The sequence below is a fragment of the Leptospira saintgironsiae genome (genome assembly GCF_002811765.1).
GTDB classification, from domain to species: Bacteria; Spirochaetota; Leptospiria; order Leptospirales; family Leptospiraceae; genus Leptospira_B; species Leptospira_B saintgironsiae.
The window spans coordinates 179,603-206,130 of the sequence record NZ_NPDR01000006.1; the positions used below are offsets into that span (position 1 = coordinate 179,603).

The following is a 26,528-nucleotide window of genomic DNA, read 5'->3' on the forward strand; positions in this document are numbered from 1 at the left end:
TAGCGCGGGCGAATCTGTCTTCCTAGAAACGATATGTTTTATTTTTTATACGAAAGATTTTTCCAAGACCTAGATTCCTTAAGACTTTTCAGCTATGTAACTGTCCGTGCTTTGATGGCGGGATTGACTTCTATGTTCCTGACTTTTTGGTTTGGGGGAAGGGTGATCGATTTCTTACATGGATTAAAATTTAGAGAAAGTGTAAGGGACGACGGGCCAAAATCTCATAGCGCTAAATCTGGAACTCCAACAATGGGTGGTCTGATGATCGTATCAGCCTTGGTTGTATCCGTTCTTCTTTGGGGAAATTTAAGAAATTCTAATATTCTTCTGTTGCTCGCATGTTCTGTTTCTTTTGCTGCTTTAGGATTTATAGATGATTACATGAAATCTGTAAAAAAGATCAAGGGTGGAATGAGGGCTCGCACTAAATTTGCAGTTTCTGTGGTTTTAGCTGTGATCTTTTGTGTAGTGTTCTTATATTCTACTGGAGAAGCGCCAAAGGGTACTACTGGTAAAATCCTGTTCCATTTAACGGATCTATTCTTACCTTTCGTAAAAGGGCCTATTTTGTCTTGGGGATATTTTGCGATCCCATTTTCTATTTTAGTAATATTAGGATCTTCTCATGGAGTAAACCTAACTGACGGCTTGGACGGCCTTGCTGGTGGAACTGCAGGGATTGTAGTTGGGACTCTCGGATTGATCGCATATGTTTCTGGAACACCAGTTGCTGCAAATTATCTAAATATTCCTTATCTTCCTCATGCTCATGAATATAGTGTGTTTCTTGCTGCATTAACTGGAGCATTGATCGGATTTCTTTGGTTCAATAGTCATCCTGCGCAAGTATTCATGGGAGATACTGGATCATTATTCTTGGGTGCAACCATCGGACTCACTTGTGTAATGTTGAAGAAGGAAATCTTACTAGTCATCTTAGGCGGGATTTTTGTTGCAGAGTCTCTGTCTGTAATCTTACAAGTTGGCTCTTTTAAGCTGACCCAAAAGAGAATTTTCAGAATGGCCCCTTTACATCACCATTTTGAATTGGGAGGAGTTCCTGAAACAAAGGTTGTCATCCGTTTCTGGATCGCAGCAATCATTCTTGCGATCATCTCCTTATCTAGCTTAAAAATACAATGAAGGCACTCGGGAGAAGGTTCAAAGATTTTTGGGAATCTCCCGGTTCCCCTTTCGATCTGGTCCTAGTTGCATCCGTATTCTTTCTTTTACTTTTTGGAATATGTGTGATGTATTCCAGTTCCTCCGTCACCGCATGGAGAGAATTCCAAGACTCCGAATATTTTCTGAAAAAACAATTAGCTTGGGCGACCATTGGCCTTATAGTATTTTTCTTCTTTGCAAATTTTCCTTATAAACGTTTAGAAAGATTCGCGTTAGGCGGAATTATAGTCAGCGTTTTACTTTTAATTTTAGTCTTTATTCCAGGAGTTGGAAAATCCGTAGGGACTTACTATGGAAGAAACTTCCATAGATGGATCGGGATAGGGCCGTATCAGTTACAACCTTCTGAGATCGCTAAGTTGGCAGTGGTAGTTTATCTATCTTCTTTAATCGTAAAACTGAAACTAAAAGAGACTAGAGATCCTAAAAAGTTTATTCTTCCTGCAGTTTTATTACTCGCAGTTTTGATCTTGATCCTGGCAGAGCCTGCTTTCGGAACCACGATGGAAATTTTATTTGTGGTGATAGCTTTTGTATTCTTATTTGGATTTCCAGTTAGGAACCTTCTTCTTGTAGGTTTGGTATCTCTTCCTTTAGCTTATCTTCTGATCAGCCAAGTAGGCTATAGAAGAAAAAGAATGGAAGTTTGGTTAGATCCATATCGTTTTCGTTACGATGAAGGCCACCAGTTAGTTACCTCTTTCAGAGCATTTTTGGATGGAGGCTGGTTCGGAAATAAATTGGCCAGCGGATATGCGCATAGATATCTAACTTATAGTCATACTGACTTCGTTCTTGCTACCTATGTAGAGGACTTTGGATTTATAGGCTTTTTATTTTTCTTTGCTTTAGTGATGATACTTCTTTCTAGAGTGTATGTTCTTCTCAAAAGAGTAGAGGACCCATTCGGTTTTTATCTAGGAGCAGGCTTACTTTTTATTTTGGGGACCCAATTCGTTATTAATAGTTATGTAGTAACTGGATTATTTCCGATCACAGGGATCAGCTTACCTTTTATGAGCTACGGAGGATCTTCACTTCTCGTGGTTTTGGCGGCCTTCGGAATCCTTGTCAATATAACCAGAAAAGAAAACATAGGCGTATGAGATCGGTTTTAATCGCAGCAGGGGGCACAGGAGGCCATATTTCTCCTGGGGTCGCTCTCGCAGAAAGTCTTGTAAGTCGAAAAGATTCTTTAGATATTTCTAACGTTTTTCTACATTCTCTTATCCGAAATAAGGATAATCCAGATCTGAAACAAGCTCCTTGCGAAGTGGTCTGGCATAATACTCCTTCTCTTTCCGGAAATATTCTTTTATTACCTTTTAGATACGTATTCCAACTTCTAAAGTCTTGGATCAAGTTTAGACAACTTGGTGTAGATGCAGTTGTGGGAATGGGTGGATATTCAAGTGTACCAGCTCTTCTATACGCGGTGATATTTGGCAAAAAACTGTATCTATGTGAACAGAATTGTATTCCTGGAAAAGTAAATCGTATCTTCTTTAGATTTGCAGATAAGGTTGCATTCAGCTTTCCACCTAAAGACACAAAAGTTTCCTGCAGTTGGGAAATATTAGGAAATCCTTTAAGATCTAAAACTATCCCTAAACTTGCTTTGAAGTTCAGTGATAAATGGGATCCTAAAAAGAAAAAACAATTTAACGTTTTAGTAATGGGTGGTTCTCAGGGAGCAAGACAGATCAATAATATGGTAGTCAACCTTATGAAACACGAAGTGATCCAGGAAAGATTCCGTTTTAGGATGCTCACCGGGACTGCATTATACGACGAGGTTTCTAAGAAAACTAAGGATGCGGATCTTATCTCTTATTCGGATAATATGGCTGAACATTACGATTGGGCGAACCTAGTAATTGCTCGTTCTGGTTCTGGAGTTCTTTCGGAATGCGCAGCTTATGCACTTCCTATGATACTCATTCCTTATCCCTTCGCAAAGGATGATCACCAGACTGCGAATGCAAAGTATATGGAAGCAAATGGGGCGGCCGCTTTACTCGAACAACGAGACGAGGATGAAAGCAAATTATTCCGCATCCTGAACGAGTATGCGGAGAAGCCTGAGCTTCTAAACGAAATGTCTATTAGATCATTAGAATGTTCTCATGTAGAGGCATCTACTGAAACCGCCAGTTTTTTCTTCGAAAATACTAAATAATGGGAAACGGATCTATTCAACAGAGATTAGGATTTTCTAAACCTTTTTTTCTTGGTATCGGTGGTTCCGGTATGTCCAGTCTTGCTCATATATTAGCAGATGCTGGTTTCGAAGTTTCAGGTTATGACGGTAAAAAAAGTCAGATAACTGAAAACTTAGAGAAGAAGGATGTAAAAATATTCTCCAAACTTTCCGATCTGGGAGAGAATATTGAATATGATGCAGCTATTTATTCTTCTGCCATTCGTTTGGATTCGCATCCTATTGCGATGTTCTTTAAACAAAAAGGGATCCGATTCTTTCATAGATCAGAAGTTTTGCATCTTTGTTTCGAGCATCTGACTTGTATTGCAGTTGGAGGTTCTCACGGGAAAACTACAACGACTGCGATGACCGCTCATATACTCAATGATCTTGGATATTCTCCTTCCGTAATGGTAGGCGGTGATGTTTCCTTTTTAAATGGAGTGGGTGGGAGATTTTCTTCTGGTAAGATTGGAGTTTTCGAATCAGATGAATCGGATGGAACATTCTTAAATCATAAAGCCCAAGTGCGTATCCTCACGAATATTGATGAGGACCATCTGGACTTCTATCATACTCGAGAAAAATTATTAGAAGCATTTTCTAAGTTTATTTCTTCCGGAACCGAGACCGTGGTTTTGGATTCGGATGATCCTGGAATTGCGGATTGCCTTGGGTTAGTGCAAGACAAATCAAAAATTTTCGGTTTTACTTCTTCGGAAGAGAACACTAAGTCGAAAGATTTTAGAAAATTAGTACATTATAAAATAGAAAATAATAAACTTATATTCTATTTAGATGGAAAAGAATTCGAGATCAGCTCCAGATTTCCAGGAAAACATTATCTTACGAATTCACTTGCAGGAGTTCTTGCTGCCTATTCTTTAGGAGCAGATCCTAAAGAGGCCGCAAGGTCTGTTTCTGAATATGCTGGAGTCAAACGTAGATTAGAGTATATCGGAAATAAGAATGGTGTGGATATTTATGATGACTACGGGCATCATCCCACTGAGGTCCAAGCAGTTCTTTCTTCTATTCGGGAGTTATCTGGAGGAAGAGGAAAACCTGTGATCCTATTCCAGCCTCATAGATATACTCGGACCAAAAACTTATTTCAGGACTTCGCCAAAAGTTTGGACCAAGTGGAGACAGTTCTACTTCTTCCAATCTATTCCGCCGGAGAAGATCCGATTCCTGGAGTTTCTTCCGAATTAATCGCAGACAAAATGAGGATAAGACCCAAAATCCTTTCGGGAAATCTCGCGGAAGATCTTTCTATATTAAAGGACCTTCTTAAGTCAGGCGATGTTTTTGTAAGTTTAGGAGCGGGGAATGTTCGGGACTGGGGACTGGAACTCTTGAATTCCTAAATTCTATTTTAGAATTTCTAATACACTTATTATACTTATGCAAAGAGCAATACATCTAAAAAGTATTGGACGAATCGCGAAAATCCCGCATTCTGACAAGTAGTAGAATGAAGTTAGTAATCAATATCCCTTGCTATAACGAGGAAAAAACTCTTTCTACGGTGCTTGCCGAGATCCCCAAAAAGATCCCTGGTATCAAAACGATAGAAGTTCAAATCGTAGATGACGGTTCTACCGACCGTACCTCAGAGATCGCCGCTGCATACGGTTGTAAAATTATTTCTCACAAAAAGAACTTAGGATTGGGCAGAGCGTTCAAGTCCGGTGTAGAAGCTGCTCTGGAAAGTGGTGCGGACATTTTCGTAAATACAGACGCGGACAATCAATATCCTTCTTCCTATATTCCTGATTTAATCAAGCCAGTCATGGCAGGTTCTGTAGACATTGCCATCGGAAACAGAGTGCCTTGGAAGGTAGAATATTTTTCTCCCTTAAAGAAAACTCTACAATGGTTCGGAAATCTGGTTGTTCGGAATTTAATCGGCACTGATATTCCAGACACTGTTTCTGGATTTAGGGCATATTCCAGAGAAAGTCTTTTAAGGCTAAATGTAACTACTAAGTTTTCTTATGTTTTAGATACGATCGTGCAAGCAGTCAAAATGGATCTTGCAGTTTCTTCTATTCCGATCCCTACGAATCCACCAACTAGAAAATCCAGATTGTTTAAAAACATTTTCCAACATATGTGGAAATCCGGAACTTCTTTAGTAAGGTTATTAATTATATATAGACCCTTTCAGTTTTTCGGTGTCTTGGCTATTACTACTTTTATTCCTGCATTAGCGATTGCGATCCGGTTTCTGATCTTTTTCTATTTAGGAATTGGAAAAGGGCATGTGCAATCTTTGCTATTTGCTGTGGTGTTAGTGATTATATCCGGATTATTTTTAGTTTCCGGGATTCTCGCCTTTCTAATAGGAATGAATCGGAAATTGAACGAAGAGACTTTGTACTATGAAAAGAAATCACATTTTCGGAAACAATCGGAACTGAATGCAGATAATATTAGGAAAATAAAACTTCGTAATAATTGAGTTCTTCCGAAAGCCTTTCCGTAAATAAGATAAAGCTTTATAAATATGAAATCCTCCTCTATTGCCTTACTTGGTCCTGTTCTTCCGTATAGGGGAGGTATCGCGCAATATACTACTTTTTTAAAAAGATCTTTAGAAAAAGAATGTGTATTAAAAACAATTTCATTCAGCAGACAATATCCTGGTTTTTTATATCCCGGAAAATCAGATAAGGATCCTTTTTCTGATATCGTTTCAGAAGAAGGAGTCGAATACACATTAGATTGTTATAATCCATTTAGTTGGAAAAATGCCGCTGATTCTATTATTCAAGAAGGAATAAAGACAGTCATTTTAAATTGGTGGACGATCTTCTGGGCGCCAGCGTTTGCATATATTTCATATCGTTTGCGAAAACGAGGGATAACGACATTATTCTTATGTCATAACTTGACTGATCACGACGCTAAGTTTTGGAAGCGTAAATTAAGTTGGTTCCTGCTGTCTCAATCAAATGGGTATATAGTTCATTCAACAGAACATGAAAAACTTTTGCTCTCTAAATTTCCAAATAAACCCGTTCTGAAAATTTTGCATCCTATCTATCAACAATTTCCTCCTGCTAAAAAAACATTAGGCAAACGAGGGAAATTGGAATTACTCTTTTTTGGATTTATTCGTCCGTATAAAGGTCTGGATCTATTATTAAGTTCTTTGGCTAAACTGAATGATCCGGATATTTATCTTACTGTAGTGGGAGAGCCTTGGGAAAACCCGGATAAGATCATACAAGAAGCAGAAAAATTGAATCTTAAAAATGTAGAATTTCATCTTACTTATACAAGTGATCAAGAAGCTGCTGAATATTTTGATAGAGCAGATATTATTGTTTTACCTTATCGCACCGCATCCGGTAGTGGAGTGGCTACTATCGCATACAATTATGAGCGTCCAATATTAGCAACTAGGGTAGGCGGGTTTATAGATGTTGTTAAAGAAAATGAAACCGGTTTTTTAATACAGCCTAATTCTCTTTCAGATCTATCTCAGAAAATTTCGGAATTAGATCGTAATAAGTTATCATCTATGAGAGCTGGTATCCGGAAGTTTAAAGAAAAATTAACTTGGGACTATCTTGCACAAAGTTTGATCAAATTTATAAAAGAAAAGAATGAATAAAAGAGGATTTGAATCATTCTACCATGAGTAAATTAAAATCTTTAATAAATAAAATTCCATATAAGATGTGGAGTCGTCTATTTCTGATTTTTGTAATTATCTTTTTCTGTATCTATCTATTCAAAATCGATTTTTCTAAACTAGAAGGTATTCGTTTCGATTGGGTAATGGTGGGTATAGCTACTTTTTTTGGATTAATATTTCGTTTCTGGGGAGTATTTATCTGGCGTTCTATATTGACCGATTTAGGTAGCCAGACTCTGCCTCGATTTCCTGAGATGAGTTTCATTTATGCTAAGGCTTGGATGGGTAGATATATACCTGGTACTGTAACTTGGATAGCAGGTAAAATTTATATGGCGAACAGCCATGGTATTTCAAAGAGTCGTTTAGCAGTTTCTTCTTTATTGGAAGGGGGAATGCAAGTTGCGGCTATCGCAACAGTTTCGGCTTTATTGATCGCTTTTGATTTTCGTCTTTCTCTTCTAAATTTAGAAATTAGATTAATGCTTCTAGGTTTAGGTCTTTTATGCCTTTTGGTATTAACTCCGCCTATCTTTAATCGTTTAATGAAAATCGCTTTTAGATTACTTCGAAAAACTGAAGCAAGTGAAGAGCTTAGTGTTACCCCAAAAGCAGTTTTTAGATCTTTTCTTTTATATGCTTTCGGGACTTTTATTTCCGGAACTTCCGTATTTTTTTTGACTCAGGCTCTTTATTCTACCGTTCAATTTGATCTTTATTTTTATCTAGTCGGCGCTTTTAGTATGGCAGGTGCGATCGGTATGGCTGTTCCGTTTCTTCCAAGTGGGATTGGTATTCGAGAAGGTGCTTTAGTTCTATTTTTGTCTCCGATCTTTTCTGGAGAAGGTGCGGTATTGATCGCGATAGTCACTAGATTATGGGCTGCAGTTGCAGATCTATTATTCTTATTTTTTTCATGGCTGATCGTTAAGTTGCCATTTAAATTATCCTCTTTGAACGACAATGGAGATAACGGATGAAAAAAGTATTATTTTCCGCTTTCATTGGTGCCGGCAATATAGGTGACGAGGCGATTGCAGAAGTCCTAGTTGATAAATTTAAAAAAGAATCATCTATCCAAATCTCAATCTTAAGTAAGAACATTCAAAGAACTGAAAAAATCCTATCAGATCCTAAAATTAAAATATTAAAACAAAGTATTTTAAGCTTTTTTAATGAAGTAAGACGATGTGATATTTTCGTCTTGTCTGGTGGCGGCTTATTACAAGACGGATCTAGTGCTTTAAATATACCCTTCTACTTTTTGCAAGTCTTCCTAGCTCGAGCAGTTTTTAAGAAGAAGGTTATATTATTATGCATTGGAGTTGGCCCTATTAAGACATTTTTGGGGAGCTTTTTTCTGAGATCAATGGCTCCTCTTACTGAATATTCATTAGTAAGAGATAAAGAGTCCGAGCAATTATTGATTGAACATAAATTTAATCCGAAATCTATAGACGTTGCTTACGATATAGTCTTTAATTTCCAAAACTCTCCCGATAAAAATTGGAAAACATATAAACAACCTTATGTTTTATTTTGTCCGAGGGATTGGTTTTTCAGTAAGTCATTTTTACCCGTTAAACTATCTTTAAAGTTTTCTAGAGCTTATCAAGGGAGTTCTTTGATAAAATACAGAGAGAATTTATTAAAATTAGTCTCGAATGTATTAGAGTTAGATAAAAAAACTACAATTATCGGAATTCCATTTTTTCTTTCCCAAGATATTGACTTATTATTTTGGATCAAGGATAGATTGAATAAAGATCAAGTTGAAAGATTTTTAATAATCGATCGAGAGATAAGTGCAGGGGAATATATATCTATTGCGAAAAAATCAAAATGTATCATAGGGATCCGCCTTCATTCTTTGATCTTAGGCGCACTTACGCTAAAACCAATGGTCCCTATCGTATATTCAGACAAAGTTTCTAATTTTATCAAATATATGAAATTGGGATCTTCATCTACTTATTTAGAAAATCCTAATTTTGATGTGGATCATGTGATAAAGTGTTATAAAAGAGCGATAGCTCCTGCACAGGATATTAAATATTCTTCATTCCTAAAACAGATACAAAAAACGAATGAAAAGTCTTTGGATACAGCTATAAAAAAGCACTTTTTATAATTATCTATTAAAACGCTTTTTCCGCTCCATCTCCCACAAAATTCCAATGCCCCATTTTACGATCCTGTCTTGGATCAGATTTTCCGTAAAGATGCAAAGTATATCTTTCATCAGAAAGATACTTCGCCCAAAGAGCGGATTCAGGAAGATAATCTTGTCCTAAGATATTTTTCATGGAAGAAGGTTGGGAAGAAAGTTCCGAAGGAAGGGGAAGCCCAGTAAGACATCTCAATTGGAGTTGGAACTGAGAAATATTCGCCCCGTCTTGTGAGAAATGACCTGAGTTATGAGGTCTTGGAGCAAATTCGTTTAAAACGATCTTATCACCTTTAATAAAAAATTCCAAACCGAATACGCCTACGTAATCTATTCCTTCTGCGAGGATTTTAGCAGATTCTATCATTTGTTTTTTGATAGGGTCTGAAAAATTTCCTGGATGGATGGTTGTATCCAAAATATGATTTTTATGAATATTTTCAGAAGGAGAAAAACAAAGTATATTTCCTTTTTGATCCCTTGCTAGGATTACTGAACCTTCTTTGTCGAATTCATACCATTCTTCTAAGATCAGATCGAGCGGTTCTTGTCCAAGCGATCCAACCCATGCTCTAAATTCTTCCTTACTTTTGAATTTCGTCTGACCCTTCCCATCATAACCAAAGGAAGAAGTTTTTAATACTGCGGGGAACTTGGAAGTCTCTGCAGCTTTTGTAGCTTCTGCCTTATCTGTGATCGGATAGAAAGGCACAGTAGGAAGTCCTAATTTAGAAAATAATGTTTTTTCTCTGATCCTATGTTGTGCGATCCGGATACATTCCGGACTTGGAAAGACCGGAAGAGAATTTTTTTGAGAATATTCGGAGATAAGGTTTAGTTCTGCTCCTGGTATATTCTCAAATTCGAATGTAAGTGCATCTATAGACTTTAAGAATGTTTGAAGTGAATTTTCATCTTCGTAAGGAGCAACTGTTTCTACGGCTCCTACTAAGGAAGCAGGACTATTTCTTTCAGGAGAATAAACGGATACTTGATAACCCATTCGGATCGCTTCTTGGGCGAACATTCTTCCTAGTTGCCCAGATCCCATAACTCCAAGTCTTGCAGGAGGAACTAGAATTTTTGTCATATTAGGTCTTTGTTTTTGGACAATGCTTCTTCTCTAATATCGTTTCTGTATTGTTCCAATTTTTTAGATAATGTTTCGTCTTGAAGGGACAATATTCTTGCGGCAAGCAGTCCTGCGTTCTTTGCTCCCGCAGTTCCGATCGCAAGTGTTCCTACAGGAACTCCACCTGGCATCTGCACTATGGACAATAAGCTGTCCATTCCGGATAGCGCCTTACTTTGTACAGGCACACCGAGCACTGGTAAGGTAGTAAGAGAAGCCACCATTCCTGGAAGATGAGCCGCTCCACCGGCACCCGCGATTATAATCTCAAAACCTTTGGATCTTGCAGATTTAGAAAATTCAAATAATAGTTCTGGAGAACGATGTGCGGATACGATTTCGGTATGACATTCGATTCCGAATTGTTTTAGGATGGAGACCGCTTCTTTCATGGTTTCCCAATCCGAACTGCTTCCCATTATAACAGCGACTTTCGTTTTCACACTTGCAAATTCCTTTAATATCGATCCACCGGCAAGTCCGAAAACACCGATGAACCATTGGTTTATGAATTTAATTCTTCTACGGCTCTTTCTAATTTCATTCCTCTGGAAGCTTTTGCTAATAGATAAGAGCCGGAAGGCACTTCTCTGCGGATTGTATCTACTAAGTTTTTAAGTCCTTCTTCGTCACCAGGAAAGGAGAAGGATAGAAGTCCTTGATTTGCTTTTTTTCGAAAACTCTTTAGCGCATGAGAGGATTCTGTTCCGAATAGAAAGAGTCCTTTGCAATTCTTTAAACCAGCCGCAAAACTTCCGATCTCAGTATGGAATTTGCGGGAATAATTTCCGACTTCTTTCATGTCTCCTAGTACTGCGTAAAATCCTTCTTCTCCTGCAATTTGAGAACATGCTTCCAGAGAAGATAACATGGATTCTCTATTTGCGTTATAGGTATCGTTTAGGATTTTATAATTTCCCACTTGGAAATCTAATCGTTTGTCACCGGATCTAAAATTTTTGATCCCGTTTTGTATCCATTCAGTAGGAGTTCCAATATCTTCCAAAACGGAAACACATAATGCCAGGTTTTCTAACAACTTGATCCCAGGTAGACTCCAATCCAAAGTAGAATTTAAAAAGGAAATTTTAAATCCTTCTCGGTTTGTTTCTAAAATTTCTATTCTTCTTTTAAGTGGGACAGACTTAAATTTGATACCGTAACGTATACATTTTCGTTTTAGGAAATTCTTATATTCTCCAGTTTCAGGATAGAATAATGATCCACCTTTATACATTCCTTCCAGAACTTCTGCCTTAGCTTTTGCGATCCCTTTTCTGGAACCTAATAATTCTATATGCGCAGTTCCAATAGTGGTGATGAGTGAATAATCTGGCCTTGCCATTTTGGTTAGCCGGGAGATTTCTCCTGAATGATTCATCCCCATCTCGCATACAACATATCTTGTCTTTGAGTTGATCTTGAATAATGTGAATGGAACTCCGATCTCGTTATTATAGTTTTTTTCCGTGACCAATAAACCTTCTTCTAACGGAGAAAGACAGGAGGACAAGATCTCTTTGGTAGTTGTTTTTCCACTTGAACCGGTGACCGCGATTAAAATTGGATTAAATCTGGATCTATGAAATGTAGCAAGTTTCCCGAGTGCGAGTAATGTGTCTTTCACTTGGATTGCTTTTTCTCTTTGTTCTGAACTGAGGCCTTCCAAGATTGGATGACCCTTCTCGCATAAAAAATGAGAGGCACCTTTTTCTAATGCATCTAATATAAATTCGTGTCCGTCCCTATTTCCTCTTAACGGTACGAATAAGGTTCCAGGTTCCACCATTCCGGATGCTGTGCTTATGCTTGTGATCTCTGATTCTTTTTGAAAGGAGAAGTCGGATGGACTTTCTAGTACCCTTCTTACAGTTTCCGGATCGTATTGGAATGGTGCTTTCATCAGACCCAATATCTTCCTACCTAAAATACTCGCAGTCTATTTTTAAAAATTCCTCTTGCAAGCTTCCGGTTCTGGTTTTCAAGTATGCGGGATGCGAAAAACCAAGGTTGTTTTAATCGGTTTAGGAAGGATCGCTTCTTCCTTGGAAAAAGATCCGTATCGGTCTAAGCCCTGCACTCATTCCGGGGTCCTATTCTCCTCTTGGGGTAAAAAGAATTTTGAGTTTGTAGGAGGAGTGGATCCTAATCAGGACAAAAGGGAAAATTTCAGCAAGCAGTGGAAACTTTCCGACCAGTTGACCTTCTCCGATCCATACCATTTACCTTCTAAATATAAACCTGACCTTGCGATCATTGCGAGCCCATCTGAAGATCATTATAGAAACGCACTCGAATGGATCGAAAGAGGTGTTAAAAATTTCCTGATCGAAAAACCAGTCTGTGAAACTTTTTTACAAGCTAAGGATCTAGAAAAAATTTCCCGTAAGAAAGGAATACGCATTTGGATCAATCATGAGAGAAGATACCATCCCAAATATGTATGGGCAAAGCAGGTTCTGGACTCTCAAAAGTATGGACCGATCCGTACGATTCGAGCATCTGTTTTGACTTCTGCCTTGGCTCCTGGTAGGGCATTCCAAGGAAGGACAGGGCCTTTATTCCATGACGGAACTCATGCTGTGGATTTGATCTATTGGTTTTTGGGTAAGCCTGATCGGATCCGATCTTCTTTGACTAGAAGAAAGGGGATACCGATTGAGGATAGAGCGCTCGCATTCTTGGAATATAAGTCTGGGCCTGCGGTGTTTTTGGAAGCTGGGGGTGCTCGAAAGTATTTCCAATTCGAGATAGATATTATGACTGAAGAGGCCCGCATTCTTCTCTCCAATGATGGTATGAGACTTTTCGTTTCCAAACCTTCTAAGAAATACAAAGGATTTAATAGTTTGACGGAAGTCTCATTTCCCGAAAAATCATTCCTCGGATCGAACCCGTTTATGAATCTTTATGCAGAGATACGCAATGTACTTACGGGGAAGTCGGAAAAAATGACCGGTGACATCGGAGAAAATCTAGGTATCATGGAACTTTTACATAAAATCAAATCCGGCGCCGAAATTAGAACTGTTTCGTCCATCTAAACGTATGCCTGCAAGTTCCCAATCTACATATTTAAATCAATTACCTGCTTATTCCGCAAGAGGGAGATACTATAGAGGTAGCTTCTTTCTTTGGAAAAAAATATTCGGTCTATTCTGGTATTATAAATTTGTAAGATTATTTCTATCTTCCAAATCAAGAGAAGAAAGAGAATTAGAATTTTATAAATCATTGGGCATAGAATGCAGAGACTTCTTTTTAAAAATGGGAGGAGTGTATGTAAAACTTGGTCAGTATTTCGCATCACTCTCTCATCTATTCCCTGAAAGTTTCACAGAACCATTGCAGGACTTACAAGATAGAGTTCCTCCTCATCCCTTTTCTGAAATTAAAGAAAGATTCAAAAAAGAATTCGGGAAAGAGATCGCAGAAGTATTCCCTGATATTTCGGAAGCACCTTTAGCATCTGCATCCATCGCTCAAGTGCATTCTGCCACTTTTAAGGGAGAGAAAGTAGCGGTTAAAATTTTATATCCGGGCATCGAAGATATTATCCAAAAAGATTTAAAGGCAGTTCGCAAATTCCTGAAAAGGATCAATCGATTCCTGGTTACATTCGATTTCAAAATAGTTCATAGGGAAATTGCAAAATTAGTAGGAAGAGAAACTGATCTTCGTTTAGAAGCCGAGTCCATGGATCGTATGGCCAGATATTTTGCAGAAGAGCCTGATTATGTTTTTCCTAAGCTGATCCCTGAGTGGAGCGGCAAAAGTGTTTTAACTGCTCAATTTATAGAAGGAAAGCGGATCACTCAAGCCGGCACATTAAAGAAAGGCCAAGCAAAGTCTAGGCCAGTAGATCTTTTGATCAGAGCATATATCCTTATGATATTTGAATATAGGTTTTATCATGCAGATCCTCATCCAGGAAATATGATCTATACTCCTGATGAAAAACTTTGTTTTATAGATTTCGGTGCAGTAGGGGAGATTCCTCCTAGCCAAGCTATCGCTCTGAGAAAGATCATTCTTTGCGCAATGACAAAGGACTATCCTGCACTTGTTGAGGCCCTCGATGAGTTAGGGCTTGTTTCTAAAAAAGCAGATAGAGAGAAGTTAGAAGAAGTAGTCCGTTATTCCATGGAAAAACTTTCTAAGTTCTTGTCTGATACGGATTCATTTAAGAATATTAAGTTTGAACAGATCCATACACCAGAAGATCTGAAATTTTTAAAAGAGATCAATTCAAGTCTTCGTGGACTTCTTAGAATGATCCAATTGCCGACAGCTCTTGTCCCATTGGAGAGAGTTCTTGGTCTTCTTGTTGGGATTACTGCAAATCTGGATCCATATCGTACTGTTTTGGATTATGGCGAAAAACCATTTAAGGGTCTGGTCTTCCAAGGAGAGAACCAATGGCAGAAGGTTCTGGTTCAGGAAGGTGGTATCTGGGGACAGGCTGTTTCTCTTCCTGGAGAATTATTACAGGCTGTTAAAAATTTAAACAGAGGCAAACAAGCCTATAAACTTCCGGACCTGGAACAACATACTAAGAAGATGTATTCTTTAGGTCATCAGATCATCAGTACAGCATTTATACTTTTTGGTGTCCATTATGGAACCGATAGATTGGATAAAGGGATCGAAACTCAAGCAATGGTGGCTTACGGGGTATCCGTTTTCTTCGGAATCCTCCTTGCTCTATCCGTTATCAAAAATAAATTCAGCTCTAAAAGGAATCGTCAGTGAAATATTTCGAAAAGAAATTCTTAGAGGTATATCCCCCTATCTTCATCATTAGCGTGATTGCTGGAACAGTTATAGATCTAGTTACCAAATATATCGCGATACTATACCTAAGACCTCATAACCCTATCGAATTGATGGGAGATTTTTTCCGTTTAACCCTGACTTTCAATACCGGTTTTGTGATGGGTCTTTTCCAAGGATTTCCAAGGACCTCTTTGTCTCTGACTGCAGTTGCGATCTTAGTGTTAATCGCATATCGTTGGAAAAATTCTGACCTAGGGCATCCGGCTGGTTGGGCTCTTGTAATGTCAGGAGCATTCGGAAATTTTATAGATAAGTTTTTCGTAAAAATTATCGGGATCGGAGCTGAGTTCGGATTTGTAGAAAATCGTTACGAAGGTAGATTTATCGGAGTGGTAGACTTCCTAGACTTTGATTGGCCGAACTGGCTTTTGATTGATAGATGGCCTGCATTCAATTTCGCAGACTCTTGTGTGAGTGTAGGATTGGTGATATTGATCCTAACTATGAAAATCGAAGAGGATAAGAAGTAGTTTTGAATTTTCTACAACTCCCCATTTGGAAAAAGATAATAAAGAAGAAGGGAACCTCCAACCCGGAGATTATACGTTTTCTTCGAGAAACTTCTGTGTTCGGAAAATTGAAAAGAAGGACCTTGCATGAAATTGCAAGATTAGTTCACGTTAGACAATATTCCGAAGGAGAGGAAATTTTCAGACAGGGAGAAGCCGGAGCAGGATTTTATATGATCTTTGACGGCAAGGTAGCGATCCGTTCCGTAAGAGACGGAGTAGAATTGGACCTGGCTCATTTAGACCAACATTCATTCTTCGGAGAACTTTCTTTATTCTCTGAAGAGAGAAGGACTGCAACTGCGATTGCACAAGAACCTTCTACATTACTTGGATTTTTCCAACCTGACTTAAAAGAAATTATAGAAACCAAACCTAAGATTGGGATTGAGATACTTTTAAGTCTTACTGGAGTTGTGGTAGAAAGACTTCAGAAAACCAACCAGTTATTGGAAAAAGCTTATTACAAGGGCAAACAAAAAAATGCCTGATCATCATAATGCGAAACCGCTCTCCACATATGTAATCCGATTTATATTTTTCTTTTTAGTCGGAGCGGCCATTGTATTTTTTACAATTGGTCTGCAACTTCTTGTAGTTCCGATCGCTCTTTCCTTAATTCTGTTTTATATATTTAACGGAACCATAAACTACTTCGAAACCTTGGGTGTGCCTAGGATTATTTCAGTTGCCATCCTTATCTTCTTACTCTGCCTTCCTATCTACCTAATTGCGACAGAGGTTGCTCCTCCTATCGTTTCTACTTTGCAGCCGATCATGAAGAACTGGAAACAGGATATAGATGACGCAAAGTTTAAATATCTGGTAGTTGGTTTCCAGCTTAGATTTAACGATTATCCTGCAAGCTGGGAAGATACAATTCGCCCGGATGAATTAGTGAAACAAGCAGCTGAGCTGATTCACGCTCAAGTAAGCGGTCTAGTTTCTGTGATCCCTACATTGATTGGATATTTGGTGGTTACACCTTTATTTGCATTTTTGTTTTTGTTAAACGGAAACGGAGTGTATAAGAATATAGTAAGTCTTGTCCCGAACCGTTATTTCGAAATGACCTTGATGGTAGCCTCAAAGATCAATGAACAAATTACAAATTATTTGAGAAGTTTGGTAATCCAGAGTGCGATTATCACTGTGATTTCCATGATCGGTTTTTATGTGATCGGTTTAAAATTCTTTTATATTTTCGCCTTATTTGCAGGGATCGCAAACTCCATTCCTTACTTAGGACCTATCATTGGAATGGTTCCTCCATTATTCATGACTCTGACACAAGGTGCTGGGATTTTTAATCCGAATGGCATTAATGATGGTATGGGAATGTATGAACTAATGGTAGCCATACTTGTTGTAGTCCTGATCGCACAAGCTGTGGATAACTTTTTTGTTCAGCCAGTTATTATCTCGGATGCTGTTTCTCTACATCCTGTGATAGTAGTGGGAGCAGTCACTGTGGGTGGGAGTTTACTCGGAATAGCTGGGATGCTTGTAGCAGTTCCACTTGCCGCTATTCTTAAAGTGACAATTGCTTCACTTTATAGATCCATGAAAGACCATAAGCTGCTTTGAACAAAGCAGCTTGGTTACTTCTTCCTTTACTCCGCTCCAACTCCTAAATAAACCCTGACTTTTTCAGATTCGAATTTTGCAGAAGCATTTTCGTCTGGAAACAGTTTAGAAAAAATGAATGCAGAGATAAATGCCAAAGACATGGAAACGATAGCAGGATTTTTTAAAGGGAAGATTGCCTGATCAAATTTAAAAACATCCACCCATACAGTTGGACTGAATATTATAAATAAGGTAGCTGAAACAGAACCGATCAGAATAGAGAAAACTCCACCTAACGTACTGAAATTTTTCCATACAATGGATAGGAATAATGCAGGGAAGTTTCCACTTGCTGCGATAGCAAATGCAAGGCCCACCATAAAGGCAACGTTCTGGTCTTTGAATAAGATCCCTAAAAGAATACTTACTATACTGAATACAACTGTCGCCTTTTTAGCAACAGAGACTTGTTCGTCTTCAGTTGCCTTACCTTCTGTAAATACATTGAAGTAAAGATCATGAGAAATGGTAGAAGCAGCTGCCAATGTTAAACCTGCAACTACTGCCAGGATTGTAGCAAATGCAACTGCTGCGATAAATCCTAAAAATGGCGTTCCGCCAAGCAACTCGGCTAAAAGTGCTGCCGCCATATTTCCGCCCTTGTCTATTCCTGCAATTTGTTCCCTTCCGATCAGAACTGCAGCAGCAAATCCTACGATTGGAATGATGATGTAAAAATAACCTATGAATGTAGTAGCGTATGCCACAGATTTTCTGGCCTCTTTTGCATCAGGCACAGTATAAAATCTCATTAGAATATGAGGTAAACCTAATAGACCAAACATTAACGCTAGTCCTAATGAAATAGAATCAATCGGGCTAGATGCAAATCCTCCTGGTTCTAAAGCTGTTCTTCCAAATTTGGTCTCGACTGCGGAGAATAAATTTTCTAAACTAAAACCGAATTGGGCCAGAGATAAAATTACAAGCAGGGTAACACCAAAAAGTAGAAGGCATGCTTTAATGATCTGCACCCAAGTAGTTGCAATCATTCCCCCAAATAGAACGTACAATAGCATAACTCCACCTACGATCAAAACTGCTAACTCATAAGGAAGACCAAACATTAGATTGATCAGTTTTCCAGAGCCAACGATTTGAGCGATAGAGTAGGTGATTGTTACCAAAATTCCGCCGACAGAAGCAACGATCCGGATCGGTTTTTGTTTTAAACGAAAAGCTAATACATCCGCAAAAGTATATTTTCCTAAATTGCGCAAAGGTTCCGCGAGAAGGAACATGAGTGCGGGCCAACCCACAAGCCAGCCAACTGCATAGATAATCCCGTCATAACCTTTTAAGGCTACCATTCCAGAAATTCCCAAAAAGGACGCTGCAGACATGAAGTCTCCAGAAAGAGCCAAACCGTTTTGGAAACCTGTAATGGATCTTCCTGCCGCATAAAACTCGCTGGAAGTTTTGGTCTTTTTAGCAGCCCAATAAGTAATTCCTAATGTAAGAACTACGAATACTACGAAGAATAGAACGGAGATAAAGTTTGGTTGGCCTAGAGAGGATTCCATTATCTAGTCTCCGATTCTAATTTAGATTTTAATACTTCTACTTCTTGGTCGTAGTATCGATTGGCCCAAAAAACATATATGAATGTGAGTAACCAGGAGAATAGGATCACAGATGCACCAGCGTACAATCCGTAGTTACCGGTTCCTAGTTTTTCCGTAACCCATTCCTTTTTTAAGGCGATGATGAGTATAAATCCGTAATAGTTCAGGAATAGGAAAAACAATAAAACAAAACTAACTGTCCATCTAGTACGAACTAATTTTTTAAACTCGATGGATTCGATCAATTGATGAGCTTTTATCTTCATTTGAAGTCCTTGGAACGGCGGAGAGAATAGAATTATACCTCCGGTTGGCAAGGATAAAAAGCTTTTTTAAAATAAACCGTTGATACCGTTTATATTAACTGTCTTGATGATCTCTTTTTCTTGTTCGGTTTCTGCCACTTTCCAGGTGACTCCTGTTGGAGTGGAAAGTAAACTTCTTCCTATCCTTTTTTTACCAAAAGGAATGCCATAGCCAGAGCTACGCACTAAGAACATTCCATACTGAGAGGAAAGGTCTGCGTAATTTTTTAGATCTTGAGAATAGTTCGTACCGTTATCCGAAACAGAATCCAAATGGAATGCTAAATTGATCCTGTCCGATTTTAATTTTTCCAGTTTGGATTTATCTTGGATCTCTTTCCCTGCAAAGATCCCAAAACGAAATCCTCCTAGGATCAGTGAATCTTCTCCTGAACCTGGGATAGCAGGAGAATCTTCAGAAGATAATCCTTTTACATCGTACCAATCTACTAGTACAATGTTTTGTACAATTGGAATAGAGAATCTTAATTTACCCTCATCATCTCTGCGGAACATTCCTCCACCAAAGATTGCACCTTTATAAACTTCTGAGATTGCATAGATCTCATCTAAAAAAGGTTTAGCACGAGAAGCTAATGATTCAGGAGAACCATTTCCTCCTCCCGGAAAATATAATGGTAGAATGAGAAAGTCCGATTTTTCCTTAGAAAGTTTGGTTCTTTGTTCAGGAGAAACCGGTTGGGATAGATCCTTTTGGAAAAGGGTAATTTTTACTGAGGTCACTCTTTACCTGCGACTTTGAATTTAATCGGAAAGTATGGAAGGGTCCACACCGAAACTATCGTCTTCTCCGTCGCCGGACTCAGCACCTGGGCTTAAAATTTCTGCTTCTGGAGCAGCATTTGTAGCCTTGATGCCGAATTCTTTTTCCATCTCTTCTGCTGAAAGTTCAGGAACTCCACCAAAAAGATCTCCGTTTTCCAAACGTTCGGAAAACGCCAGAGCATAACAATAAGATTCCATAATACATTGCTTTATAGGTTTCTTATTCAATCTCTTTTTGGATTCCATCAGATCGAAAGTCATTAAAGTTTCCATATTGGTCACGATCTCTTTTTTGCCTTTCATATCTGCGATCAATTTGGAAAGAAGTTCCGCTCCTTTTTGAAAAAAGTCCTTAGCGGTAACTCTTACGTTACGCGACTGTTGGCTTCTTTTTGTTTCCAGAGCGGAAGTTTTTTTGGAAGCTTCAATATAATTTGCGCCGGGGTTTTTGAGATGGTTTTCTAATTCTTTATAATACTGGTCATAGATCCTGAATTGTTCGTGGATCCCTCTCGTAGTCTCATAAAGGTCTATCAGTTTTTCACGATAATCGATTTTTGATCCGGCCGCGATTGTGGGTTTCAGATCTATCTTCTTGGTGGTCATTACGAAGGAATATTCTTCGTCGAACTCCTTAAAGAATAACCAGGTTAATAATGCCTTATCTCCAGCCGGAATAAGATCATGTTCTCCTCTGGTATCATGACGTTTTCTTAATTGATCCAAAGGCATGGATCTCATAAGTTTTAGGCCGTATTTTAGCTCTTTGCTAAGGCCTTCTTCCGGATCTACAGGCTTTTCTTCCGGAGATTCTTCAGTATCTTCTTCCTCTGGATGTACTCCACCGGAGATTTCGTCTAACTCTTCTCCCTGTTTTCGTTGGCCGAGTTTTTCTTCTGGTAGGATTCCCAGAACATTCTCCATATATGTGCTCAAAAGTGGGATATTTTTGTCCTCACTTCTAAGAATTGCAAGATAGAGCTTATCAAAAATGGTTCCGTAAAGAACGTCAAATTCCTGGAGGGCCCTTTTTCTTTTTGTATTGTAAACGGTTGCAGGTTTACCTTCCAGTTTTTCCAGTGCCTGATAGCCCAAGGTCACAGCTTTCACGTAAGAACCTTGGAATGGATACATATAATACAATTTTTTGAATATAGAATAGAGAGGTTGCCTCACTCTAGAAACCGACACTGGGAGGTCAGGAGCAGCGTTATGCCCCTCTAGAAGCTGGTTCAACTCGGTGCTATCATATGCTTTGTGCATTCTGCCCAATAGCTCTATATAGAGAGGATTTTGTCCGTCGAGTTCCTTTGCGATCTTAGAAGCGTATGCAGGGTTTCCTAAAAGATCATTCCCTACAAAATTCATTTCAAGTAGTGCTTTTTTTCCTGCAATATTCAGCTCGGACATGAAAGCAGGGAGAAGGTCACTGGAAGAAAATGACGTTACGCGGGAGATCCAACATTTAAAGCGGACCGCCATACGATTGAAAAAATTTCCCATCTCATCTTCTAAAGCTTTACGATCCATAATTGGATTTGGCTTAGAAGGAACCTGTTTTACGGAAGATCTTCCTGATTGAGAAGATTGATTTTGTCTTGGGTCTCTTCCCCCGGCTTGGCTTCTTGCACCTTGGCGGACTTGGGGTTGCTCTTTTTGTTTGCGAAGAGATTCTTCCCTTTTTTTATCCTTATCTGAGACTACTTTTCCGCCGGCGGACTGGAACTTGTCGAACATTTCCCGCCTGGCTTTATCATCTAGGTTATTAGCACCGATACTTTTTCTGGTTTTATCGAATTCGGACATGGACTGGATTCCTTGGAAACCGCTCTGATTGTATCTTGGCTTTCTGGCGAAATAAATCAACAAAGATACTTATTTCTTGACATACTCTGAATTCCTGGGCCTGTTATTTTCCCATGATTCTTAAAAGTCTCGCCCGAGAAAATCACCTGGTACTTTCGGTCCAGGAGGATATCTTGATGGATAATTCCCGGGACTTTTACCTGGAGTTTGAGGACAGCGTTCGGGATGGATATCCCCCTGTAGTCAGCTTTCATTTGGGTCTCGTAAAGTTTATCGACTCCTCTGGGATAGGCATTATCATCAAAGTCAGAAATCAGATCCGGGACCATCAAGGAACTGTAAATATATTCGGGCTAAATAAGTCCCTACATTCCGTTTTTAGGCTTTCCGGTCTAGACAGAATTGTAAATCTGTACACCATCGAAGAATTTCTGGAGAAATATCCCGACTTTCGGGAATTTCTGACGGTAGAATGAACCGGAAACTCTTCTAGAAAGTTCCAACAAATAGATGAATCAATTCGGCAAGAGTCCTGTAATGAATTTTTCACTTTTAGATTTTATGAAGGGAAAAGCTCTTCGTACTTCCCTGCTCCTTATTTTAGCCTTTAGTTTCTCGGGATGTTATCCTTACTTTTTTAAGGACAGGATGTTTCGTTCCGAAGGGATGGGATTTTTCACGATTAGTGTTTCCGATCTCCCTGATTTTGATAAAACTTCCAAGAGTGATGATATAAAATTGGAACATCCTATCCAATTGGATCAGGCAAAAATTAAGGACTATTTTGGCAATTTAAGATATTCTAAACGTTCTTCTGTAGGTTACTTCTCAGATTTCGTATTTTCAGATCATGAGTTGGATCTGCTCGCAAGAGATCTTCCTTTTACTTTAAAAAATCTTCCTGAAGATAAACTTCTTCTTATCATTTCTAAATACGATGATACTCAGTCTGTGATCTCTTTCGACGAGGTTACAAGTTGTATCCTTTGGGCGGGAGAAGGTAAGATCAATCTTCTATTCGGCCGTATCAAACGCGAGCTTGTAGATAGAGACGCGGCCTTAGATTTTAGTCGCTGGACCCGGGTAGAAAAGATCAGACTAGCTCATGGTTTCGACGGAACAGAGATCGCAGAAGGGGAGAATGTGGACTTTGGACAAGTAGACGGACTTCCATTGCGCAAATGGGTTGTGTTCGATATGAAAAACCCAAGCAAATACAAGTTCACTCCAAGAAAACAGTACCAGCCTGTTAAACTCACTGATGAGAACGACAGACCTTAATCTGATAAGCATAGACTAATGGATCCGGAATATTGTTGTTTAAACCCTTCCACTACGGATCCTAAAGACTTAATTTCTTTCGAATATATTAATCCTGAAGTTTTGGATCTCATCAAAAAAGATCCAAGATTTAAAGAGGGCAGTCAGATGATCTCCTTGGGAGAATTAAATCTGGCTACCATGAAGTACATCCAAGGAATGATCCAAAAGGAAACTTCAGAATTAAGCTCTTTGGAAGAAGAAGTCAGAAACAGTCTTGAAAACCAGGACCTAATCTCTGAGGATCTAAACCAAACATTTCAATCCAGATTGACTTTCGGACAGAGAATCGCCGATAAGGTGGCGGACTTCGGAGGAAGTTGGACATTTATACTAATGTTCGGATTGTCTATGACAGTTTGGATAGGAATCAATGCATTCTTCTCACTCTGGAAATTCGATCCTTATCCATTCATTTTACTTAATTTAATATTATCTACTTTAGCTGCGATCCAAGCTCCCATTATCATGATGAGCCAGAACAGGCAGGAAGCAAAGGATAGAGCCAGATCCGAGATGGATTATAAGATCAATCTAAAGGCCGAGCTTGAGATACGTCATCTTCATGAAAAGATAGATCATATTCTCAAGAACCAATGGAGAAGGTTGACTGAGATCCAACAAATCCAAATGCAGATGATGCAAATATTAGGAAATCGTAAATAGGGTAGAAGTCGCCCGGATTATGCGGCCTTAAACGGCCGCTGCACAACGTTTACAAAGACCGTTATGTCTTTCCTCCGCCGGATGTCTCCAACAGCGAGGGCATTCTTCTTCTTTAGGTTTTACTACTCTAACTAAAAAATGTTCATCCGAATATTCAGACAATTGTTCTCTGTCCGATTTATCAAAACTAACTTGAGAAACAGTGAAGATTAATTCCAGAGCTTCTAAAGAGAAATCCTTTTGTAGTTTATTCTCCGCCTTGGAAGAGATTTCCACAGCTGCTTCTAAAGATTTTCCTAATTTACTCGCCTGTCTTGCAAGTTCCAAAGATTTGTGAACTGTTTCTCTTGCAGTCAAAGCTTCTTCAAACTTAGTTTCTAATTCTTTGTTTCTGAAAGAAGAAAGATCTGGGAATTCCTCAGTAAATACTGATTCTTTCTTACCATTTTCTTTCCAAACTTCTTCCGTAGTGAAGCTTAAGATAGGAGCAGAATATATACAAAGAGTTTCTAGGATGATCTGGAGTGTAGTGCAGGAAGATCTTCTGGTTTTGGAATCTCTACGATCACAATACATTCTATCACGGATCATTTCGAAATAATCTTGGGAAAGAGTTACTGTGCAGAATAGAAGAAGTTTCTGATATACTTGGTGGAACTGGTAATTCTCATAATGGGTTTTCAGTTCTTCTGCAAGTTGTGCCAGTTTGGATAGATAATATTTATCTACTTCTTCCAAATCGGAAACATTAAGATTTTGGTCTAAAGAATGTCCTGACAAGTTACCTAAAAGATATCTGAATGTGTTTCGGATCTTTCTGTAATTGTCTGCAATGATCTTAAGGCCTTCTTTCCCGACTTTTACATCATCTCTGAAGTCTTGAGAGCTTACCCAAAGTCTGAGTATATCCGCTCCGTATACATTGATAATATCTGTGGTTGGATCTATTCCATTGCCCAAGGACTTGGACATTGCTCGTCCCTGTTCATCCAAAACATATCCGTGAGTTAGGACTGATTTATAAGGTGGAATTCCTCGTAAAGCCATAGAAGGCCAGAGGCTGGACTGGAACCAACCTCTATGTTGATCCGAACCTTCTAAATATAGATCTGCAGGAGGTTCCTTGCCTCTTTCCTTTAATACTGCAAAATTAGAAACTCCGGAATCAAACCAAACATCTAAAATATCTTTTCCTTTTCTAAAAGAAGAAGATCCACATTTAGAACATTTTGTATCAGGAGGAAGAAGTGAATCTGCAGGTTCGCTGTACCAGATCTCTATTCCTTTAGTTCTTACTAGATCAGTGAAGAACTTTACGGATTTTGCATCTAGATGGGTTTCATTACAATTTTCGCAAGTGAATGCAGGGATTGGAACTCCCCAGTTTCTTTGTCTGGAAAGACACCAGTCAGGGCGAGTTTCCACCATAGAGCGGATCCTGGTGATTCCCCAGTTAGGTATCCAACTTACTTTGTCGATCGCTTCTAAGGATTTTTCCCTAAGTTGTTGGTAATCCATTTGGAAAAACCATTGTGGGGTCGCACGGAAGATAAGAGGCTTTTTACTTCTCCAGCTATGAGGATAGCTATGTTCAAATTCAGAATAATGAAGAAGTAGATTTTTTTCTCTTAATAATTCTACAATTTTAGGATTTGCATCCCAGACTTTGATCCCTTTCATCATTGGGAATTCGTCTGTATATCTACCGTAATCGTCTACGGGAGAATAAGGTTCCAGACCTGCAGCCAAACCAACCTTATAGTCGTCTTGTCCGTGTCCTGGTGCTGTGTGAACTGCTCCTGTTCCTGCATCCAGAGTTACATGTTCTCCAAAAAGAGGAATAGAATCCTGATCCAAGAATGGATGACGGAATACCATTTTAGAAAGAGCTTCCTGAGAGACTGATTCTTTTTTAGTGAGCTGGACTTCTGCTGCTTTTTCTACAGCTTCTTTTAATCCGTCTGCGAGAAGTAATTCTTCTCCGTTAGGAGTTGCATAAAATGAATATGCGAATTTAGGATTAAAGCTAATTGCAAGGTTTGCAGGAAGAGTCCAAGGAGTAGTCGTCCAGATTAAACAGAATTTTCTATCCTGTCCTTTGATCGGGAATTTTACATAGATGGATGGGGACTTATGAGGATAATATTCTATCTCTGCTTCAGCGTGAGCGGTCGCAAGTTCTATACACCAATAAACTGGTTTTTTGCCTCGATATACATAACCTTTTTCGAATAGATCTCCAAAAACTTCTACGATCTTTGCCTCGAAATCGGGGCTCATAGTTTTGTAGATCTTACCTTCTTCCCAAAAACATAAGAAACGAGAAAGATCTTGTCCTTGTTTTTGGACCCATTGTTCCGCATATTCTCTACAAAGTTTTCTTAATTCTTCCGGGCCGATCTCTTTTGCTTTTTTGCCCAGGTTCTTAAGAACTTGAACTTCGATTGGAAGACCGTGACAGTCCCAACCAGGGATCATGTCTGTTTGGTAGCCCGCAAAAAATTTGGACTTAACGATCATATCTTTTAGGATCTTATTGAGTGCATGTCCTGTATGAAAGTTGCCGTTTGCATAAGGAGGTCCGTCATGAAGAATAAATTGGGGTCTATCCTTTCTTTTTTCCTGCATTTTGCGCAGAATTTTTTCTGACTGCCAGGTTTTGATCTGGTCAGGCTCTCTAGTAGAAAGTCCTGCCTTCATTGGAAAATCCGTTTGAGGGAGTATTACCGTACTTGAATATGGATTCTTCTTATCTTCTTCTTTCATG

The 26,528-nt window shown here is 38.8% G+C and carries 24 protein-coding genes; 16 read left to right on the plus strand and 8 right to left on the minus strand.

Features of this window, described 5'->3' with window-relative positions; translation table 11 throughout:
- Nucleotides 1-33: 33 nt before the first annotated feature.
- From mraY to CH362_RS14535, 8 genes are all read left to right on the plus strand, one after another.
- Nucleotides 34-1,146, plus strand: coding sequence for a phospho-N-acetylmuramoyl-pentapeptide-transferase (gene mraY, locus CH362_RS14500; protein WP_100711043.1), 1,113 nt, complete (start codon nucleotides 34-36; stop codon nucleotides 1,144-1,146).
- On the plus strand, nucleotides 1,143-2,294 hold the full coding sequence (locus tag CH362_RS14505; protein ID WP_100711044.1) for an FtsW/RodA/SpoVE family cell cycle protein: 1,152 nt from the start codon (nucleotides 1,143-1,145) through the stop codon (nucleotides 2,292-2,294). The genes mraY and CH362_RS14505 overlap by 4 nt, the downstream gene beginning before the upstream one ends.
- Entirely contained in the window at nucleotides 2,291-3,367 is a 1,077-nt protein-coding gene (locus CH362_RS14510; RefSeq protein WP_100711045.1) for a UDP-N-acetylglucosamine--N-acetylmuramyl-(pentapeptide) pyrophosphoryl-undecaprenol N-acetylglucosamine transferase, read from the plus strand. The genes CH362_RS14505 and CH362_RS14510 overlap by 4 nt, the downstream gene beginning before the upstream one ends.
- The gene (murC, locus tag CH362_RS14515; RefSeq protein WP_100711046.1) at nucleotides 3,367-4,761 is read left to right on the plus strand and encodes a UDP-N-acetylmuramate--L-alanine ligase; all 1,395 of its coding nucleotides are present in this window, start codon (nucleotides 3,367-3,369) and stop codon (nucleotides 4,759-4,761) included. The genes CH362_RS14510 and murC overlap by 1 nt, the downstream gene beginning before the upstream one ends.
- A 107-nt stretch (nucleotides 4,762-4,868) precedes the next feature.
- Complete coding sequence (locus CH362_RS14520) at nucleotides 4,869-5,858, plus strand: glycosyltransferase family 2 protein (RefSeq protein WP_244280598.1); 990 nt, start codon at nucleotides 4,869-4,871, stop codon at nucleotides 5,856-5,858.
- Nucleotides 5,859-5,903: 45 nt separating this feature from the next.
- The gene (locus CH362_RS14525) at nucleotides 5,904-7,016 is read left to right on the plus strand and encodes a glycosyltransferase (protein WP_100711047.1); all 1,113 of its coding nucleotides are present in this window, start codon (nucleotides 5,904-5,906) and stop codon (nucleotides 7,014-7,016) included.
- 23 nt (nucleotides 7,017-7,039) lie between these two features.
- Nucleotides 7,040-8,020 carry a lysylphosphatidylglycerol synthase domain-containing protein gene (locus CH362_RS14530; RefSeq protein ID WP_100711048.1) on the plus strand — a complete coding sequence of 327 codons (981 nt, stop codon included), beginning with the start codon at nucleotides 7,040-7,042 and terminating at the stop codon, nucleotides 8,018-8,020.
- Complete coding sequence (locus tag CH362_RS14535) at nucleotides 8,017-9,171, plus strand: polysaccharide pyruvyl transferase family protein (RefSeq protein WP_100711049.1); 1,155 nt, start codon at nucleotides 8,017-8,019, stop codon at nucleotides 9,169-9,171. The genes CH362_RS14530 and CH362_RS14535 overlap by 4 nt, the downstream gene beginning before the upstream one ends.
- Before the next feature lie 7 nt (nucleotides 9,172-9,178).
- Here the strand turns inward: CH362_RS14535 and CH362_RS14540 are convergent, their stop codons facing one another.
- The 3 genes from CH362_RS14540 to CH362_RS14550 form a co-directional block, all read right to left on the minus strand.
- Entirely contained in the window at nucleotides 9,179-10,297 is a 1,119-nt protein-coding gene (locus CH362_RS14540; protein WP_100711050.1) for a 5-(carboxyamino)imidazole ribonucleotide synthase, read from the minus strand.
- Entirely contained in the window at nucleotides 10,294-10,782 is a 489-nt protein-coding gene (purE, locus tag CH362_RS14545) for a 5-(carboxyamino)imidazole ribonucleotide mutase (protein WP_100711051.1), read from the minus strand. Before purE ends, CH362_RS14540 begins: the two co-directional genes overlap by 4 nt.
- A gap of 62 nt (nucleotides 10,783-10,844) precedes the next feature.
- Nucleotides 10,845-12,242: a UDP-N-acetylmuramoyl-tripeptide--D-alanyl-D-alanine ligase gene (locus CH362_RS14550; protein WP_100711052.1), complete on the minus strand. Its 1,398-nt coding sequence runs from the start codon at nucleotides 12,240-12,242 to the stop codon at nucleotides 10,845-10,847.
- Nucleotides 12,243-12,333: 91 nt separating this feature from the next.
- Between CH362_RS14550 and CH362_RS14555 the strand changes: the two genes are divergently transcribed.
- From CH362_RS14555 to CH362_RS14575, 5 genes are read left to right on the plus strand one after another with little or no spacing between them, the layout of a single operon-like run.
- Nucleotides 12,334-13,383, plus strand: a complete 1,050-nt coding sequence (locus CH362_RS14555) for a Gfo/Idh/MocA family protein (protein WP_100711140.1) — start codon at nucleotides 12,334-12,336, stop codon at nucleotides 13,381-13,383.
- A 4-nt stretch (nucleotides 13,384-13,387) separates the two neighbouring features.
- Nucleotides 13,388-15,091, plus strand: coding sequence for an ABC1 kinase family protein (locus tag CH362_RS14560; protein ID WP_100711053.1), 1,704 nt, complete (start codon nucleotides 13,388-13,390; stop codon nucleotides 15,089-15,091).
- Nucleotides 15,088-15,645 (plus strand): lipoprotein signal peptidase, encoded by a 558-nt coding sequence (locus CH362_RS14565; RefSeq protein WP_100711054.1) that lies wholly within the window; start codon nucleotides 15,088-15,090, stop codon nucleotides 15,643-15,645. The genes CH362_RS14560 and CH362_RS14565 overlap by 4 nt, the downstream gene beginning before the upstream one ends.
- A gap of 2 nt (nucleotides 15,646-15,647) precedes the next feature.
- Nucleotides 15,648-16,175 (plus strand): cyclic nucleotide-binding domain-containing protein, encoded by a 528-nt coding sequence (locus CH362_RS14570; protein WP_100711055.1) that lies wholly within the window; start codon nucleotides 15,648-15,650, stop codon nucleotides 16,173-16,175.
- On the plus strand, nucleotides 16,168-17,271 hold the full coding sequence (locus CH362_RS14575) for an AI-2E family transporter (protein ID WP_100711056.1): 1,104 nt from the start codon (nucleotides 16,168-16,170) through the stop codon (nucleotides 17,269-17,271). The genes CH362_RS14570 and CH362_RS14575 overlap by 8 nt, the downstream gene beginning before the upstream one ends.
- Nucleotides 17,272-17,297: 26 nt before the next feature.
- Here CH362_RS14575 and CH362_RS14580 read toward each other — a convergent pair whose 3' ends face one another.
- From CH362_RS14580 to CH362_RS14595, 4 genes are all read right to left on the minus strand, one after another.
- Entirely contained in the window at nucleotides 17,298-18,836 is a 1,539-nt protein-coding gene (locus CH362_RS14580; RefSeq protein ID WP_100711057.1) for a sodium:solute symporter family transporter, read from the minus strand.
- Nucleotides 18,836-19,144 (minus strand): DUF485 domain-containing protein, encoded by a 309-nt coding sequence (locus CH362_RS14585; protein WP_100711058.1) that lies wholly within the window; start codon nucleotides 19,142-19,144, stop codon nucleotides 18,836-18,838. The genes CH362_RS14580 and CH362_RS14585 overlap by 1 nt, the downstream gene beginning before the upstream one ends.
- Nucleotides 19,145-19,210: 66 nt before the next feature.
- A complete protein-coding gene (locus tag CH362_RS14590) occupies nucleotides 19,211-19,927 on the minus strand; it encodes an amidohydrolase (protein ID WP_100711059.1) in 717 nt (238 codons plus the stop codon).
- A 21-nt stretch (nucleotides 19,928-19,948) separates the two neighbouring features.
- Nucleotides 19,949-21,775, minus strand: coding sequence for a hypothetical protein (locus CH362_RS14595; RefSeq protein ID WP_100711141.1), 1,827 nt, complete (start codon nucleotides 21,773-21,775; stop codon nucleotides 19,949-19,951).
- A gap of 113 nt (nucleotides 21,776-21,888) precedes the next feature.
- On the opposite strand from CH362_RS14595, the gene CH362_RS14600 reads away from it, so the two are divergent.
- The 3 genes from CH362_RS14600 (at nucleotide 21,889) to CH362_RS14610 (ending at nucleotide 23,761) form a co-directional block, all read left to right on the plus strand.
- Complete coding sequence (locus tag CH362_RS14600) at nucleotides 21,889-22,251, plus strand: STAS domain-containing protein (protein ID WP_100711060.1); 363 nt, start codon at nucleotides 21,889-21,891, stop codon at nucleotides 22,249-22,251.
- An 85-nt stretch (nucleotides 22,252-22,336) separates the two neighbouring features.
- Nucleotides 22,337-23,056: an LA_1326/LA_4305 family lipoprotein gene (locus CH362_RS14605; protein ID WP_425269068.1), complete on the plus strand. Its 720-nt coding sequence runs from the start codon at nucleotides 22,337-22,339 to the stop codon at nucleotides 23,054-23,056.
- 18 nt (nucleotides 23,057-23,074) lie between these two features.
- Nucleotides 23,075-23,761: a DUF1003 domain-containing protein gene (locus CH362_RS14610; protein ID WP_100711061.1), complete on the plus strand. Its 687-nt coding sequence runs from the start codon at nucleotides 23,075-23,077 to the stop codon at nucleotides 23,759-23,761.
- Nucleotides 23,762-23,788: 27 nt separating this feature from the next.
- On the opposite strand, the gene ileS is transcribed toward CH362_RS14610, so the two are convergent.
- The gene (gene ileS, locus CH362_RS14615; RefSeq protein ID WP_100711062.1) at nucleotides 23,789-26,527 is read right to left on the minus strand and encodes an isoleucine--tRNA ligase; all 2,739 of its coding nucleotides are present in this window, start codon (nucleotides 26,525-26,527) and stop codon (nucleotides 23,789-23,791) included.
- Nucleotide 26,528 lies beyond the last annotated feature (1 nt).